The sequence below is a fragment of the Cupriavidus sp. genome (assembly GCF_057315035.1).
Genome location: NZ_DBHKYV010000063.1, coordinates 18800 through 34806, shown reverse-complemented (window position 1 = coordinate 34806; position 16007 = coordinate 18800). Strand labels below are relative to the sequence as shown.

Sequence of the window (16007 nt, the reverse complement as noted above, 5' to 3'; positions counted from 1 at the left end):
TCTCCCCTCTCCCGCACGGCGGGAGAGGGGCGGGGGAGAGGGCTGGCGGTTCAAAATGCGATCAGCGGCAAGCAGAACCTCATGCCCTCTCCCCCAACCCCTCTCCCGCGCGCGGGAGAGGGGAGCTGGTCACGACCCTTTCACGCGCTGCCCGATCTGTGCGATCGCAATACGCGCGGCGGACCTCGGAATCATCGAAGCTCACTCGGGACGGATGTTTCCCTGCTTGATGACCGTTGCCCATTTTGCGCTCTCGGCGTCGAGAAACTTTCGGAACTCTTCGGGCTTCGTGCCGGAAGCTTCGGCGCCGATTGCCGCAAGACGCTCCTTGATTGCGGGTTGAGCCAGGATCTCGAGCGTGGCCTTGTTGATCTTCTCGATGACCCCTGCTGGTGTTCCAGCAGGGGCAAACAGGCCATTCCACTCATACACCTGATAGCCGGGAAGCCCGGATTCCGCGATGGTGGGAACATTTGGCAAGGCGGCAGACCGTTTCGTGCCCGTGGTTGCCAGTACCTTCAACTTCTTGCCGGTAACGAGGGGATAGGAAGCGGCCATGTTGCTGAACATCATGTCCACCTGGCCGCCCATCAAATCGCTTAGCGCCGGTGCGCCGCCCTTATAGGGAACGTGCAGCATGTTCAGGCCAGACTGCTGACGGAACAACTCTGCGGCCAGGTGCTGGGCGGTGCCGGAGCCTGCGGACGCATAGGTCAGCTTGCCAGGCGTGGCCTTGGCGCGCGCCACGATGTCCTTGGGCGAGTTGAACGGTGAGTCTGGCGGGACCACCAGCAGGTTCGGCACCAATACCACCAGTGAGATCGGCGCAAAGTCCTTCGCGGTATCGTAGGGAAGCCTGGGTTGCAAGCTCGGGTTGACCGAATGCGCCGTAGCATCCAGCAACAACGTATAGCCGTCCGGGGCGGCTTTCGCGACCGCGCCAGCACCGATCACACCGCTCGCGCCGGGGCGATTGTCTACCACGATCGTCTGCCCCAGCTTGGTACCCAGAGGGGCAGCGACGATGCGGGCAACCGTGTCGGCAGCCCCGCCTGCGGGATATGGCACGACCAGGCGGATTGGATGATCGGGATAGGCGGCGCTGGCACACGTGGCGGCGCAGAGCATCATCAGGCCGGCGATGGCGCCGGTAATGGGTTTGAACATGGGTTGTCTCCAGAAAGTTGTAGTTGTGTGCTAGACCGTGGCGATTGGCGTTGCCGGCGAACCCACTGCGCCTGGCAGTCGCAATGGAGGCGCGGTCAGCAGGAAGCGGCTACGGTTGTTCTCGCGCAGCCAATATGCCAAGGGCGTCAGGTGCCAAAGCTCGCCAAGGTGGATGCCATTCTTGAACAGGCAATGCTCGTGCAGCGGCAGTCGCGGTCCGCGAATCGGGGAGGGCGTCAGCGGCTTCGGCACGACCAGCTCCACGGCGGGGTTGTCTGCCAGCAAGCAGGCCAGACGCGAGTCGGTAATCCAGTTGAGCAGCTTCGCGTCGTGGCCATCCAGTCCGGTGCCCGATTCGTGAAGTAGCTTGAGGTCAGGTGATTTGTTCATCGACAACAACGTGTCGGCGAATCCCGTATGGAGGCAAACCATGTCACCCGGCTCGACGGATACGTTGTCGACGTCCAGAATGCGCATGAGTTCTTCGTAGCCGACCGCGTGCCGCTTGCGGCCGATGTGCCGCTCGATGTCGATCATGACGCCGCGACCCTGGGCACCGTGCTCAGCGAGGACGGCGATACTCAAGGCGCCAGCTTCCGGATTCTCATACCGGGCCCACGCCTCGGATGCCTGGGTCTCCACGCCAGCCCTGATGTCCTCGCCAGCCCGAAAGCCGTTGTAGAAGACGGCTTCGTCGCTGCCGTCACCGTCGGCGTCGAAATGACTGCCTACGTGCGCCAGGCTGTCCCATTGCGTGGAGTACTGCAGGCTCATGAGGACGACGTCATCATTGACCACGTCTGTCAGATCCGGATCCTCGGAGCAGTACGACCAGCAGAAACCCTGTTGACCCGCGCTCTTTCCATCGCGCAGCACTGCGAAGCGCCGTGGTGGTTGCCGACGAACGTTCATGGTCTGGCCACCGGGGTAATCCAGTGGGAGGGAAAGGCAAAACGTCATGCCTTCGCGTACTTCCGCGACGCCTTGCAAAACCTTGGCGCGGTCCACCAGATTCATGCGCCCGCGCTGGTCGTCCGGTCCAAACTCGCCCCAATTGCTGCCGGCCGGCTTTTGCTGCCACCGACGCCGGGATGGTTCGCTCATGTCGACTCCTTACTGACTGGTGAGTACCGCAAGCACGTTGGTTGCGGCGGCAATGCCCATGTTCACGAAGGCATCGCTGGTTACGCCGCCGATATGCGGGCTGATGGTGAACTTGCCATTGCTGAAGAACGGATGATCGGCAGGCGGTGGCTCTTGCAGCAGCGAATCAAGTCCGGCCGCAGCCACCTTGCCGTTTTCAACCGCGGCCAGAAGTGCGTTTTCGTCAATCAGGCCGCCACGCGCGGTGTTGACGACGATCACGCCATCCTTGCATTGCGCGAGAGCGTCGGCATTGAGAAGGCCGCGATTCTCGGTGGTCAGCGGACAGTGAAACGAAATGACGTCAGACTCGCGCCAGATCGAATCGAGGCTGACGGGCTCGATGTTCGCGGGCAGATCGGTGGCATAAGGGTCGTGTCCAATGACTTTCATGTCCATGGCACTTGCCATCCTCGCGAAGCGTCGGCCAATTGCGCCCAGACCGACGAGGCCGAGCGTACGGCCCGTCAGTTCGAGGCTCTGGTGCGTCGCTTTGTCCCAATGGCCGGTGCGAGTGCGCTGGTCCAGTTTCACCACCGATTTCGCACAGGCCAGCATCAGCGCCAGCGCTTGCTCGGCTACCGCCGCCGCATTGGCGCCGGCCGCAGCCACCACCTTGACGCCACGATTCCTGGCGGCGTCCTGGTCGATGTTGTCGATGCCGCTGCCGTGCTTCGACAGGACGCGTATCGACGGCGCTGCATCGAGCGCCATGGCGCCCACTTTGCTGGTGCGGACGATGATCGCGACAGGCGCATGACGGCGACACAACTCCGCGGTCTCTTCTTCGGTCGCAGCCTTGCCGGCATAGACCAGTTCGAAGTCGGACAATAGTGCTACTGCCTGCGGCGCAATGTTCGCCGCGGTTACCACGACTACAGGCTTGGCCGACGTACTCACAACGATTCCCCGGCCTTCAGGACCCCGGCGGCGCGCAGGGCATCGTCGAGCCACGAAGGCCGCAGTGCTTCGCCAGATTTGATGCCATCGATGCGCTTGCGCTCCGCCTTCACCTTCCTGGCTGCCTCTTCAATCAGGGCTGGAGCCTTCTCACGTTCGATGACGACCACGCCGTCCGCATCGCCAATTACCAGGTCTCCGGGACGCACGGTAACGCCGCCACATTGAATCGGATGATTCACGCGACCGGGTACGAATTTCGTGGGCCCATTGGGATTCAGTCCCACCGAGTACATCGGGAAACCAGTCTCGATGATTTCCTCGGCGTCACGTGCGGCGGCATCCAGGACGACCGCGGCAACACCGAGTGCAATGCACTGGTTGACCATGATGGCACCCATCAGCGCGCTGCTTTGATCGCCTTTGCCGTCGACGAGGATCACGTCGCCCGGTTGCGCCAGCGCCATGGCGGCGTGGATCATGAGGTTATCGCCAGGGCGAACTTCGACCGTGACAGCCGGGCCACAGAATCTGCTCTTCGGGCTCAGCGGCGCAATCCGTCCGTGCAGGCCGCCGCGACGACCGGCTACGTCTGCGAAGATGGAAGACGCGAATTCAGATGCCTGCTTGACGACGTCGGGCGAAACGCGTTCGAAATCACGGATGACATCAGGCAGTTGTTGGGTCGTCGACATGCTTGCTCCTGGAAAAAATGGGCGAATGAATCCCGCCGCGCAACTGGCTGGCCAGCTGACGGAATGTGGAAATGCGTAGATGAGATGTGGCCTGGCGGAATGCCGATGCGTCAGTCGATGGTCGAGATCTTCAAGGGGTGTCTCCAATCGAAGCCTTGTTTTTGTGCCTCGACTATAGATCGCCGTTGCGTAGGCTACAATCGCGTTGTCCTTAGCGGAACATGTGCCATGAAACGGAATGCTCGGCCTGAACAAGGGCTTGTTTCGGCGCCGGAAAGCGCCGATAAAGACACAATTATTGCGGTGACCCGTGCGCTGCAGATTCTTGAGGCTTTCTCTGCCGATGACACTTCGCTGACCTTGTCGGAGTTAAGCCGCCGAGTGGGCATGGGCAAATCCACCGTGCTGCGCACCGCGCGAACGCTGGCGCAAAGCGAGTACCTGGTGCAACGCGAAGATGGCCAATGGCGGCTCGGCGCGGCCGCCGGATGGCTGGGTGCGCGCTATCAGGCGGCGTTCCGCGTGAACGAAACCGTGGAACCCGTGCTTCGGCGAGTCAGTTACGAAACGCGCGAAAGCGCGGCGTTTTACGTTCGGGAGGGCGACACGCGGGCCTGCCTGGTGCGCGTGGAAGGACCGGGCGCGGTGCGGCACCATGTGCGCGTAGGCGAGCGACTTCCCCTTATCGGAGCGCCGGGCAGGGTGTTGCGCGCGTTTGCAGGCGAGGGCGGCGAACCATACGAGTCCATCCGCAAGGATGGTTATTTCATTTCAATGGGCGAGCGCGAGCCGGAAGTCTCAAGCCTGGCTGTGCCGGTGTTCGGCATCAATTGGACCCTGGCGGGGGCCCTTTGCATCTCGGGGCCCATCAGCAGGCTGACGAGAAAGAAGTTGGCGGAGTATGTGGACTTGATGCTGGCAGCGGGCAGGGAAGTGTCCTACGCCATTTCCGGCTCCCGCGACCAAAGCGTTAGGCCGGCGACCTGGCATCCGTGAACTGGCAGCCTGGTGGTCTCCCCTCTCCCGCGCGCGGGAGAGGGGAGCTGGTCACGACCCTTTCAAGCGCTGCCCGATCTGTGCGATCGCAATACGCGCTGCCTTGCGGACCTCGGGATCATCGTCCTGGAGCGAGGCTTCCAGTACGGTCAGGTCCGCCGGCGTGCCGATTTCACCCAAGGCCAGTGCCGCTTCCTTGCGTACATTGCTGATCGGATATGTCAGTAGCGTCGCTACCGCATGGGCGCTTTGAGATTGGCCCAGCCGGCCCAGGGCCCGAGCTGCCTGCAAGGCAACCTGCCAGTAGGTGTCATCCAGTGCGGCTTCGAGGGCGATGCGGGCGGCAATCAGGCGCAGTTTGCCGAGCGTGGCGGCAGCTTCTTCGCGAACCTGCCAATCGGTGTCGAGCAGCGCGTCGGCCAGTGTGGGCAGCACACTGTCATCTGCGGCAAAGGCCAGCGCGCCTACCGCCGCGCGCCTGACTTCGGGTTCGGGATCGCGCTGGGCCAGGGCCGCAAGGCCGGGCAGCGCGGGCGCGTGGCGCAGCCATCCCAGTACACCAACCGCTTCACGACGCACGGCGGCCGAGGCATGTGTGAGTTGCTGTTGCGCGGGCGCCGCACTCTGCGGCAGGCGCAGTTCGCGCAGCGCGCGCAGCAGGGCCGTGCGGACATCGGTGTCGGGGTCGTCAAGACGGGCCAGGAGTCTGAGACCGAGATCCGCCTGTTTCAAGCCGGCCAGGCTGTCGGCGGCGGCGCTCCGCACTGATGTGTCGCCATCATGCAGGCCATCACACAAGGCATCGACTGCGTCCGGTAATTCCCATGCACCGAGCGCTTCCGCAGCGGTGCCGCGCACACCCGCATCGGTGTCATGGCGCAGGGCGTGGATCAGCAGCGGCACACTGGCGTCGTCCTCGCTTTCCGCGGCGTCGATCAGGGCCAGCCGACGGACGGTGGCATCGGGCGATTGCAGGCGGACATCGTCAGGCAATGCGTGGGATAACAGGAAGGATGCAGTCATGAACGGTCAGGCTGAAGAGATGGAAGACGACGCGGCACGCGGGTCGCCCAGTGGGCTCAGGCGCGGTGCCGGCAAGGCGGGTTCCTGATGCCGCAGCAGTGCCAGCAGATGCCGCTTGATCTCGATAAAGTCGGGCTGGGTCGTCAGGTCCTGCTGTTCGCCGCGCACGCGCGGGCGTGAGAACGGTACGCGCAGGTCTTCGATCAGTGTGCCGGGGCCGGGGCTCATCACGAGGATGCGGTCGGCCAGGAACAGCGCTTCGTCGATATCGTGCGTCACGAACACCACGGTGGGCCGCTGTTCGCTCCATACATCGAGCAGCAGTGCCTGCATCATGGCGCGCGTTTGGGCATCGAGCGCGCCGAATGGCTCGTCCATCAGCAGGATCCGCGGGCCATTGATCATGGCGCGGGCAATTTCGGCACGCTGCTGCATGCCTCCGGACAACTGCGACGGATAGCGGTCCGCAAACGCGGCCAGGCCTACGCGCTCCAGGAATGCCTGGCCAAGTCGCCGCCGCTCGGTCTTGCGGACGCCCCGCATCTTGAGGCCGAAGGCGACGTTATCGATGGTCTTGCGCCATGGAAATAACGTGTGGTGCTGAAACACGATGCCCCGGTCGGGGTTGGGGCCGTCAATGCGATGGCCATCGAGCAGTGCATGGCCTGCGGCTGGCACGATGTGGCCGGCCAGCACGCCAAGCAGCGTCGACTTGCCGCAACCTGACGGCCCAAGGATGCAGACGAACTCGCCCGGTTCGATCACCGTGCTGAATTCGCGCACCGCCGTGAAACGCTGCGCGCCCCGGCCGAGCACGATGGTCAGCGACTGCAGGTCGACGCGACCTGCGGACAAGCGGTTACCGGCATGGCTCATTTGATGCTCCCGCTGGCCAGCCACGGCGTGGCGCGGCGGCCCGCGTACTGGATCAGCGCGCTGCTGCCCATGCCCAGCAGGCCGATCAGCAGCATGCCGACGATGATGTCCGGATAGCGCTGTACGGTGTAGGACTCCCACGTGTAATAGCCGATGCCAAACTGGCCCGAGATCATTTCCGCCGTGACCAGGCAGAACCACGAGGTGCCCATGCCAATTGCAAGGCCGGTCACGATGGCCGGGGCGGCACCGGGCAGCACCACTTCACGGAGGACCTGCACCGGCCCCGCGCCAAGGCTCCGTGCCGATGCAACCAGACGAGCGTCCACCGATTCCGCGCCATGGATGGCGCCGAGCAGGATCGGGAAAAAGGCGCCGGTAAACGTGATGAAGATCATCGATACCTCGGACGACGGAAACATCAGGATTGCGAGCGGAATCCACGCTACGGCCGGGATCGGCCGCAGTACTTCGAGAGGCGTCAGCAACCCCAGCCGCACCCATTGGGATCGGCCGATCAGCAACCCGAGCACCACGGCCAGAATGCCGGCAACCGCATAGCCGTAGCCAACGCGCGCCAAACTGCTGGCCAGGTGCTGGATCAGTTTGGGCGAATGCAGCAGCGCCCAACCCGCAGCCAGTGTTTCCGCCGGGGTCGGCACGTTCTGGAACGTGATCACGCGCAGGTCGAGCTTGTGGGTAGTGGCCAGGTGCCACAGCAGCAGGCTTAGCGCCAGCGATGCCGCGCGTACGGCAAGCCGGCCCGGATGACGCACCCACGATCCTGTTGTAGCCGGCGCTTTGGACAATGCGATCGTCGACATGGCGGCTCCTTATCGCACGGCCAGCGCTGCCGGCTTTTGCGCGCTAGCGAAGTCGAGCACTTCGCCGCCGCGCTGAGCGGCCCATTCCTGGGCCCGCGCCTTGAGCAGGAATGCATTGAGCTTGCCGTCCTTGTCGCGTGCGAACCAGGCCTGGTTGCCGAGCAGCTTGATGCCCGATTCGCGATCCTGCGCATAGAACGCACGCACTTCCTTCCCGTCGCGTTGCAGCGTGGCGAGTGCCTGCAGCGCGGCTTCCGGCGAGGCGTAGTGCCTCACGCGCGCCTCGCCGCGCACCCACACCTGCGCCACGCGTTGAAAGTCAGTAATTGGCTTGCCGGTTGCCGCGTCGCTGGCCTTGAGCGGCAGTTGCGCGTAGTTGCGCAGGGCGGCCTCGTAGTCGAGCTTTTCGGCCTGGAAGGCTGCGCGGACGTAGCGGTCGTCGATAAACTGCGCGGCGTCCAGATCGCCGTCGGCGCGTTTGAGGAGCTTGAGCGTGTCGAACGACGTCTGCACGGCCTGCCGGTATTCGGGCTTCCAGGTCAGGTCGCGCGTCTGCAAGCCAAGCGGACCGTGGAACAGATAGTTGACCTCGGGCTCGATGCCGGTGGTCTTGGCGATCAGCTCACTGTATTTTTCCGGCTCGGCCGACACCAGGCGATTGGCCTCGATCACGGCCCGCAGGTAAGCGACCACGATTTCGGGGTACTTCTGGGCGTAGTCTTTTTCCACGAGGGTGCCGTGCAGGGTCGGCGCCTTGGCCTGGGAGCCATCATAGATCTTGCGCGCAAAGCCCCGATAGGGGAACAGCTCGGCAAACGGCACGAAATCCGCATGGGCCTCGACCTTGCCTGCCTGTAGCGCGGGGCCGGCCACTTCGGGGGCCTGGGTGACGATGTTCACGTCGCGTTCCGGGTCCCAGCCTTGCGCGGCTATCGCGCGCAGCAGCATGCCGTGCGACGTGGATGCGTAAGGCACCGTGATCGTCTTGCCCTTGAGTTCAGCCAGCGACTGCACTGGCGAGTTCAGCGGAACCACGATGCCATTGCCGCTACCCGTGGTGCTGCCCGACAGCACGCTGATAAAGACGCTGGCCTTGCCTGCCTTGCGGTTTGCAACGCCGTTGAGCACGCCCGGGAAGTCGGCCATGGAGCCGAAGTCGAGCTTGCCGGCGACCATTTCGTTGGTGATCGGTGCGCCACTCGTGAAGTTCTTCCACTGGACGTCGTAGACCACATCCTTGTACTTGCCGTCGCGCGGCAGGTACTTGTCGAGCAGCTTCAGTTCACGGATCAGCGACCCGCCTGTAGCTGTGTTGATCGTGGTGTCCTGCGTGCCGATGGCTACGCGGATGGTTTCCGCTTGCGCGTTTCCGGACCCGAGCATGGCAACGGAGACCGCAGAGACGACGGATAGGGTGGACAGGGCGCACAACAGCGTTTTATTCATCGGGCTTTCCTTCTTTGCTTGCAAGAGAGGCGGGGGCATTTCGGGATTGCGCTTGTCGTGTTTGGTGGTTCGTTTTTGGTGGTTCGCGGTGCGTGTGCTGTATGTCTTCAGCGCAGCAGATACGGTATGTCGACGTGCACGGCGCCGGTGGGGCAGTCGCGCTCGCACGGCATGCAGTACCAGCATTCGTCGAACTTCATGAAGGCCTTGCCGGTGGCGGGGTCGATGGCGAGCAGGTCCATCGGGCAGACGTCGATGCAGACCGTGCAGCCCTTGTCGGCAATGCACTTGTCTTCGTCGATCGTGACGGGAACGCTGGATCGCGCATGCGCGTCGCGGGGTACGAGGGCCATGTTGTGGTCTCCTAAGCGGCTTCGGCCTGAGGGACTGGCGTAGCGGGGTTTACGCGCAGCCGCGCGTAGGCGTCGCGATCGAGGCCGGCGAGCGGCACGACATACGGTTCGACGGGCTTCTTGAAAGACGTCATGGCACCGTTCTGATCCTTGCGCAGGTGGGCGTGGCAGAACCATTCGGCGTCATTGCGCTCGGGGTGGTCCACGCGGTAGTGGTAAAGGCCCCAGCGGCTTTCCGTACGAAACAGCGATGCACGTGCGGCCATCTCGGCGCAGTCCAGGATTGCGCTCACCTCGGCGGCCCGCATCAGTTCATGCGCATCCGCTGCGGCAAGCTGGTCGATGTCTTCGCGGATCTCTGCAAAGCGCTGCAGACCGATTTCCATGCGCCGCGTCACCTTCGGCGGCTGCAGGTAATCGTTGACGAAGCGTCGCAGCTTGTACTCCACCTGTGCGGGCGGCAGGCCATGGGCGCGTTTCAACGGCGCGAACACACGCGTGCGCTCGGCGTCTACCTGCGCGGCATCGATGGCGGGCAGGGCGATCTCGCCAGCCCGCGTGGCTGCGCTTTCGCCAGCGAACCAGCCATAGGTAAACGCGCCAAGCATGTAGTTGTGCGGCACGGCAGCCATGTCGCCGGCCGCATAGAGCCCTGCCACGGAGGTGGCAGCATGTTCGTTTACCCAGACGCCGGATGCGCTGTGCCCGCTGCACAAGCCTATCTCGGAGATATGCATCTCGATCATGCGCGAGCGGTAGTCGTTGCCGCGCCGGGCATGGAAGCGGCCGCGGCTGGGCCGCTCGTTCGTATGCAGGATCGTCTCGATGGCCTGGATGGTTTCCTCCGCCAGATGATCGAGCTTCAGGAATACCGGGCCATTGCCGCTCTGGAGTTCCTGGTAGAACTCCCACATCATCTGGCCGCTCCAGTAATCGCATTCGATAAAGCGCTCACCGCGGCCGTTGGCGGTAAAGCCGCCCATCGGCCCCGTGACATAGGCGCAGGCCGGCCCGTTGTAGTCCTTGATCAGCGGATTGATCTGGAAACATTCCAGGTTGGCCAGTTCGGCACCAGCGTGATACGCCATGGCATACCCATCGCCCGCATTGGTCGGGTTCTCGTAGGTGCCCATCAGGTAGCCGGAAGCAGGCAGGCCGAGCCGGCCGGCGGCACCACAGCACAGGATCACCGCCTTGGCGCGAATCACGTGGAAATCCGCGGTCCGGCAATCGAAACCCATCACGCCGGCCGCTTCGCCATTGGGGCCGGTCAGCACCCGGGTGGTGACGATGCGGTTGGTGATGTCGATGCGCGCGCGCTTCAGTTGTCGGTACAGAACCTTCTTGACGTCGTGGCCTTCGGGCATCGGCAGTACATAGGCACCCATATGGTGGACCTTGCGCACCGCATAGTCGCCGGTTTCGTCACGCTCGAAGCGCACGCCCCAACGGTCCAGTTCTTCGATGGTGCGATAGCTATGACGGGCATACGCGAGCACCGTGGCCTGGTTCACGATGCCGTCATTGGCGACGGTGATTTCGCGCGTGTATTGCTCCGGCGTGGCGTGGCCGGGAATGACGGCATTGTTGAGGCCATCCATGCCCATCGAGATCGCGCCGCTGCGTTTCACGTGTGCCTTGTCCAGCAGCAGTACGCGCAGGTTGGGGTTGCGTTGTTTCGCCTTGATGGCGGCCATTGGCCCGGCGGTGCCGCCGCCTACCACCACGATGTCGTATTCGAGTTCGTGTGTCTGCATGGTCCTGTGGGGAGCCGGTTGTTGTTCCGGCAACTTGTTATAACAAGTGAGGACCGATTGTAGGAGCGGGCGGCGGGGCGGCCAATGAATGGTTTCGGATTAGCTTATGACGTTTGTTGCGGGGGACTTCCTGCTGCCGCGCTGCCGGTCGATGCGAAGCCGGTACTGGAACGTGTCGCTGCGGAAATACAGGAATTCAAAGTCGACCGGCTGGCCCGCCGCGTCGTGGGTTATCCGTTCGATGCGCAGCAGCGGGGCGCCTTTCGACGTGCCCAGTGCCTTGGCCATGGCGGCGTCGGCCAGCACTGCATCGATGGCCAGATCCGCCGCGCCCAGCGGCACCGCACAGTCATTCTCGATGATCAGGAAGATGTCGCGCGTGACCAGGTCTGCGCGCTGGAGTTGTTGCCCGATTGCCTCGGGAACGAACGTGACCTCGTACGACACGGGCTGCCGGTCGAGCAGCCGCACCCGATGAATCTCGGTGACCGTCGTGCCTGGTTCGACGCCAAGCCGTTTGGCAACGTTGGCGGGTGCAGCGACAAACTGGAACAGGACGACCTTGTTCGAGATCTCGTGCCCCATCCGCGACATCGCCTCGGCAAAACCTTCCAGCGCCGAGACATTCTGGAAGGCCTTGGGTTGCGAGACGAACGACCCCTTGCCGTGCTTCTTGAAAATCAGGCCTTCATTCTCGAGATGACTCAACGCCTGGCGAATCGTGATACGGCTCACGCCAAAGCGGGCCTGCAGTTCGCTTTCGGATGCAATCTGGCTATGCGGAAGTATCTCGCCATTCAGAATGGCCGCGCGCAAAGTGTCCCGAATCTGCAGGTAAAGAGGCAATGCGGGCGGCGTGCGTGAGGCCATCGGGCGTTGGGGGCGTTGGAATCAGGCGCAGATTATAGCGGTGGATGCCCGCAAGCCTTGGCGGATGGCCGGTGTCGACACGGCCAGCGTGGAAACTCTTAGAGCGTCCGCTCTAATACGGTCGTATCCCTGTTGGCAACGGGGATATCGGCCGACAACGGCTGGCGTAGCCTCGTCACCACGTCGGTTGTCTGTAGTGCTTACATAACATCATCGTGTGATCTAACATTCGCCCCGCATTACTTGTATCTAAAACAACACAAAGAACGGGGTAGTTCAATGAAGTCCAATTTTTGTCGTGGAATGCGGCGGGCTGGCGCTCGCGCTCCGCAAGCGTCTTCCATCACGCTGGCCATCGCGTTGCTGTTTCCAGTAGGCGCCTCCGCTGCCGAATACCTGGTCAGCAACGAGGCGGAGTTGCGCACCGCCCTGACTGCCGCAGGAACGGACGGCGATGCCAGTGCGACGATCCGTCTGACCTCAAGCTTCACGATTGCTGGCACCACTTCACTGCCATCGCCTGCCAAGCCGGTCATCGTTGATACGCAAGGTTTTACGCTGACCAGAGCTTCTTCGGCCGGCGGATTCACGGGAATTAGCCGGACATACAATGGCACATATGCCGGCGTGACCGGTGCCGCGGCGGGGAGCGGTCTCGCCCAGAGCGGGGGGCAGGCGATCGTTAACGGCTCGGTCACAGGCGGAACCGATACAGACAGCGGCGGTACGGGCGCCACGGGTTTTGTAGGGGCAGGCTCCATCACTGTCGTCAACAACGGCTCCATCAAAGGTGGCGGCGCCACGGCGGGGACTGGCGGGGTGGGCGTTTCGATCCTGTCCGGTGCCACGCTGATCAACTCCGCATCGGGAACGATCGCTGGTGGCGACGGCGTTGGTGGTGTGGCTGGCGCGGGCGTTACGCTCGGCAGTGCGCTCTCTGCAATCACTCTCGTCAATCAGGGCACGATTCGAGGTGGTGATGATCTGAGTGGCGGGTCGGGAGGCGGGGTCGCCGTACGAACTTCCGCAGGCTCCGCCACGTTTTCCATCGAAAACACCGGGGTAATGGAGGGCGGCCGAGGCGCCGCTGCGATATCCACCGGGACCACCGCCACGATCACGATGGTCAATGCCGGCACGGTGCGGGCAGGCGTCGGCGCCGCCGACGCAATTGTGTTCGGTACCGCGGCCACTGCCCGCGCCACGCTCGAACTGCAAGCCGGTTCCAATATCGTGGGCAACGTCGTGGCCAGCGCACTCGGCACCAATGATGCCTTGCGCCTGGGCGGCGCGACCAACGCCGTGTTTGATGTCTCCACCATCGGCGATGCCGCCCAGTACCGCTATTTCGACAGCTTCACCAAGACTGGCGCCAGCACCTGGGCGCTGATCGGCACCGGCACGGTCACCACGCCGTGGACGGTCGACCAGGGCACGCTGCAGATCGGCAACGGCGGCACCAGCGGCAGCCTTGCCAGCAATGTCGTGGTCAACAGCGGCGCCACGCTGGCGTTCAACCGTTCGGACACCTACACCTACGGCAACATTGTTTCCGGCGCCGGCGGCGTAGCGCAGAACGGCACCGGCACAACCGTACTGACCGCGGCCCAGACCTACACGGGCCCCACCACGGTCAACCTCGGCACGCTGGCGATCGACGGCTCGATCACGAGCCCTGTGACGGTGAACGCGGCCGGTACGCTGTCGGGCTCAGGCACGATCTTCGGCGATGTCACCAACACCGGTACGGTCACGCCGGGCGGCGGCTCGGGCGTGCTGACCATTGCCGGCAACTACATTGGCAATGGCGGCATGGTGCGCGTAAACACCGTGTTTGGCGCCGATACGTCGGCCACCGGGCGTCTGGTGGTGGCGGGCGACACCTCGGGCACCAGCCAGATCCGGGTGGTCAATGTCGGCGGCACCGGGGCACTGACATCGGAAGGCATCAAGGTCATCGACGTGCAGGGCGTGTCGAATGGCGCCTTCACACTGGCGGGCGACTACACGTTCCAGGGCCAGCAGGCCGTGGTCGGTGGCGCGTACGCGTATCGGCTGTACAAGAACGGCGTGTCGACGCCGACCGATGGCGACTGGTATCTGCGTTCGACGCTGCTCGACCCGGCTTCGGTCGGCACGGCAGCGGCCGCCGCCTCCGGTCCGCTGCTGGCACCGACCGTGCCGTTGTATGAAGCCTATTCGAGCGTGCTGCAACGCTTCAACGAACTGGGCACGTTGCAGCAGCGCGTGGGCAACCGCTCGTGGTCACCGAATGCCTCGGTGCAGGCCGAGCAGGAAGCGGGCAAGCCGATCATCGGCCGCGGTGCCTGGGCGCGTGTGGAAGGCTCGAACACCCATATCGATCCGGCCACCAGCACGACCAGCGCCAGCTACAACGTCCGCATGTGGAAGTTCGAGGGCGGCGTGGATGCGCCGGTCGTCGACAACCAGGCCGGCACGCTGGTGGTAGGCCCGACCTTCCACTACGGCATTGCCAACTCCAACGTGTCGTCGATGTTCGGCAACGGTTCGGTCGATGCCACCGGCTACGGCTTTGGCGGAACGGCAACGTGGTACGGCAACAATGGCTCGTACGTCGATGCGCGCGCCACGGTGACCTGGTACGACACCGATATCCGCTCGTCGACGCTGTCGGCCAAGCTGGCCAGCGGCAATCGTGGCAGCGGCGTGGCCACCAGTGTGGAAGCTGGCCACCAGCTTCCGCTGGGCGACAACTGGTCGATCACGCCGCAGGCCCAACTCGCCTGGTCGCAGGTGCGCTTCGACGCGTTCACGGACCAGTACGGCGCCAATGTGTCGCGTGACAACGGCAACAGCCTGATCTCGCGCCTCGGTGTGTCGCTGGATCACGAGACCAAGTGGACGGCCGGCAACGGCAAGACCCGCCGCTCGCATGTGTACGGCATCACCAACCTGTACTACGACTTCCTGCACGGTACCTCGGCACGTGTTGCGGATATCAGCGTGGTCAGCAAGGAGCAGGCGCTGTGGGCCGGCCTTGGCGTGGGTGCGTCGCTGAACTGGGACGATGGTCGCTACACCGTCTATGGCGAACTGCTGGCGCGCACCAGCGTGGAGAACTTTGGCGACAGCAATGCGATTGGCGCCAAGCTCGGCTTGCGTGTGAAGTGGTAAGCCTGCCGGAACCGAAGCAATGGGCGATTAGCCCGTTTGCAATGTAAAACGGTAGCGCTGCCGTGCCGGGAAATCGGCGCTACTGTAGATCGTCAAGCCACGTCGCCAGCGACGTGGCTTCTATCCGTGAGGAAATGTCGAAGAACGCTTCAGGGCTCCTTCGATCAGGTACTGACGCGGGGCTCTGGCCGCTCGATCAGCGGTCCGCCTGGGCCGGCACGCCAACCGGCCTGGCCTGCGCATACCACCGCGTGAACTTCGCCGCGCCCCACAGGGCCGCTACGGTCATGGCCACGCCAGCTTTCGCATTGGTTGCCATGACTACGTCGGCCAGCATCATGGCGCCAAATGCGGCGGCCCAGCTTGCGGTGATCACCTGGTTCTTGCGCAGGAATGCCGGATGCGTGACAACTTCAGGGGCCACGCGCTCGGCAGCATACTGCGCCGTGAATGGCATGCCGACGGACATCGAGGCCAGCACGATGGCCAGCAAGCCGCCATCGACCAGCAGGCGCACATGCGCTATCGACCAGTCGGGTTGCGCGCGCAGGGCGTAAAGCGCGAGCCCACCAAACAGGATCGCCGCACCAATTTCCAGCAACTTCACGCGCCGCCCGGTCATGGCATCGCGCACCAGCAGGCAAACGGCGGCCACCGCCCCGGCTGCAAGGCCAATCGAGGTATTGGCAAGGTGTGAGGCAACCGCGAAGGCGAGGAAGGGAAGGAAGCCGAGTAGCAGGTTCATGTCATGTCTCCGTTAGATCCGAGTAGGTATGCATGGATCGTAGCGACGGAGAATGA

General features: G+C 63.6%; 14 protein-coding genes. 2 read left to right on the top strand and 12 right to left on the bottom strand.

What is annotated here, in order from left to right:
* Positions 1–201 precede the first annotated feature (201 nt).
* Genes ACO550_RS37870 through ACO550_RS37855 form a run of 4 tightly spaced genes read right to left on the bottom strand, consistent with a single transcriptional unit; the run spans position 202 to position 3905 of the window.
* Positions 202–1167: a tripartite tricarboxylate transporter substrate-binding protein gene (locus tag ACO550_RS37870; protein ID WP_315596017.1), complete on the bottom strand. Its 966-nt coding sequence runs from the start codon at positions 1165–1167 to the stop codon at positions 202–204.
* Positions 1168–1197: 30 nt separating this feature from the next.
* On the bottom strand, positions 1198–2271 hold the full coding sequence (locus ACO550_RS37865) for a cyclase family protein (protein ID WP_315596016.1): 1074 nt from the start codon (positions 2269–2271) through the stop codon (positions 1198–1200).
* A 9-nt stretch (positions 2272–2280) separates the two neighbouring features.
* On the bottom strand, positions 2281–3210 hold the full coding sequence (locus ACO550_RS37860) for an NAD(P)-dependent oxidoreductase (RefSeq protein WP_315596015.1): 930 nt from the start codon (positions 3208–3210) through the stop codon (positions 2281–2283).
* Positions 3207–3905: an RraA family protein gene (locus ACO550_RS37855; protein WP_315596014.1), complete on the bottom strand. Its 699-nt coding sequence runs from the start codon at positions 3903–3905 to the stop codon at positions 3207–3209. Before ACO550_RS37855 ends, ACO550_RS37860 begins: the two co-directional genes overlap by 4 nt.
* 228 nt (positions 3906–4133) lie before the next feature.
* Here ACO550_RS37855 and ACO550_RS37850 point away from each other — a divergent pair, with 228 nt between their 5' ends.
* Entirely contained in the window at positions 4134–4901 is a 768-nt protein-coding gene (locus ACO550_RS37850; protein WP_315596013.1) for an IclR family transcriptional regulator domain-containing protein, read from the top strand.
* Between the two features lie 51 nt (positions 4902–4952).
* Here ACO550_RS37850 and ACO550_RS37845 read toward each other — a convergent pair whose 3' ends face one another.
* The 7 genes from ACO550_RS37845 to ACO550_RS37815 form a co-directional block, all read right to left on the bottom strand.
* The gene (locus ACO550_RS37845; RefSeq protein ID WP_315596012.1) at positions 4953–5924 is read right to left on the bottom strand and encodes a HEAT repeat domain-containing protein; all 972 of its coding nucleotides are present in this window, start codon (positions 5922–5924) and stop codon (positions 4953–4955) included.
* A gap of 6 nt (positions 5925–5930) precedes the next feature.
* Positions 5931–6800, bottom strand: a complete 870-nt coding sequence (locus ACO550_RS37840) for an ATP-binding cassette domain-containing protein (RefSeq protein ID WP_315596011.1) — start codon at positions 6798–6800, stop codon at positions 5931–5933.
* On the bottom strand, positions 6797–7624 hold the full coding sequence (locus ACO550_RS37835) for an ABC transporter permease subunit (protein WP_315596010.1): 828 nt from the start codon (positions 7622–7624) through the stop codon (positions 6797–6799). Before ACO550_RS37835 ends, ACO550_RS37840 begins: the two co-directional genes overlap by 4 nt.
* Positions 7625–7633: 9 nt before the next feature.
* On the bottom strand, positions 7634–9007 hold the full coding sequence (locus ACO550_RS37830; RefSeq protein WP_315596057.1) for an ABC transporter substrate-binding protein: 1374 nt from the start codon (positions 9005–9007) through the stop codon (positions 7634–7636).
* Between the two features lie 170 nt (positions 9008–9177).
* Positions 9178–9423: a 4Fe-4S dicluster domain-containing protein gene (locus tag ACO550_RS37825; RefSeq protein ID WP_315596009.1), complete on the bottom strand. Its 246-nt coding sequence runs from the start codon at positions 9421–9423 to the stop codon at positions 9178–9180.
* 11 nt (positions 9424–9434) lie between these two features.
* Positions 9435–11180 carry a fumarate reductase/succinate dehydrogenase flavoprotein subunit gene (locus tag ACO550_RS37820; protein ID WP_315596008.1) on the bottom strand — a complete coding sequence of 582 codons (1746 nt, stop codon included), beginning with the start codon at positions 11178–11180 and terminating at the stop codon, positions 9435–9437.
* Positions 11181–11279: 99 nt separating this feature from the next.
* Positions 11280–12050, bottom strand: coding sequence for a UTRA domain-containing protein (locus ACO550_RS37815; protein WP_315596007.1), 771 nt, complete (start codon positions 12048–12050; stop codon positions 11280–11282).
* 279 nt (positions 12051–12329) lie between these two features.
* Between ACO550_RS37815 and ACO550_RS37810 the strand changes: the two genes are divergently transcribed.
* On the top strand, positions 12330–15206 hold the full coding sequence (locus ACO550_RS37810) for an autotransporter outer membrane beta-barrel domain-containing protein (RefSeq protein ID WP_315596006.1): 2877 nt from the start codon (positions 12330–12332) through the stop codon (positions 15204–15206).
* Positions 15207–15402: 196 nt separating this feature from the next.
* On the opposite strand, the gene ACO550_RS37805 is transcribed toward ACO550_RS37810, so the two are convergent.
* Entirely contained in the window at positions 15403–15951 is a 549-nt protein-coding gene (locus ACO550_RS37805) for a hypothetical protein (RefSeq protein WP_315596005.1), read from the bottom strand.
* Between the last annotated feature and the right edge of the window lie 56 nt (positions 15952–16007).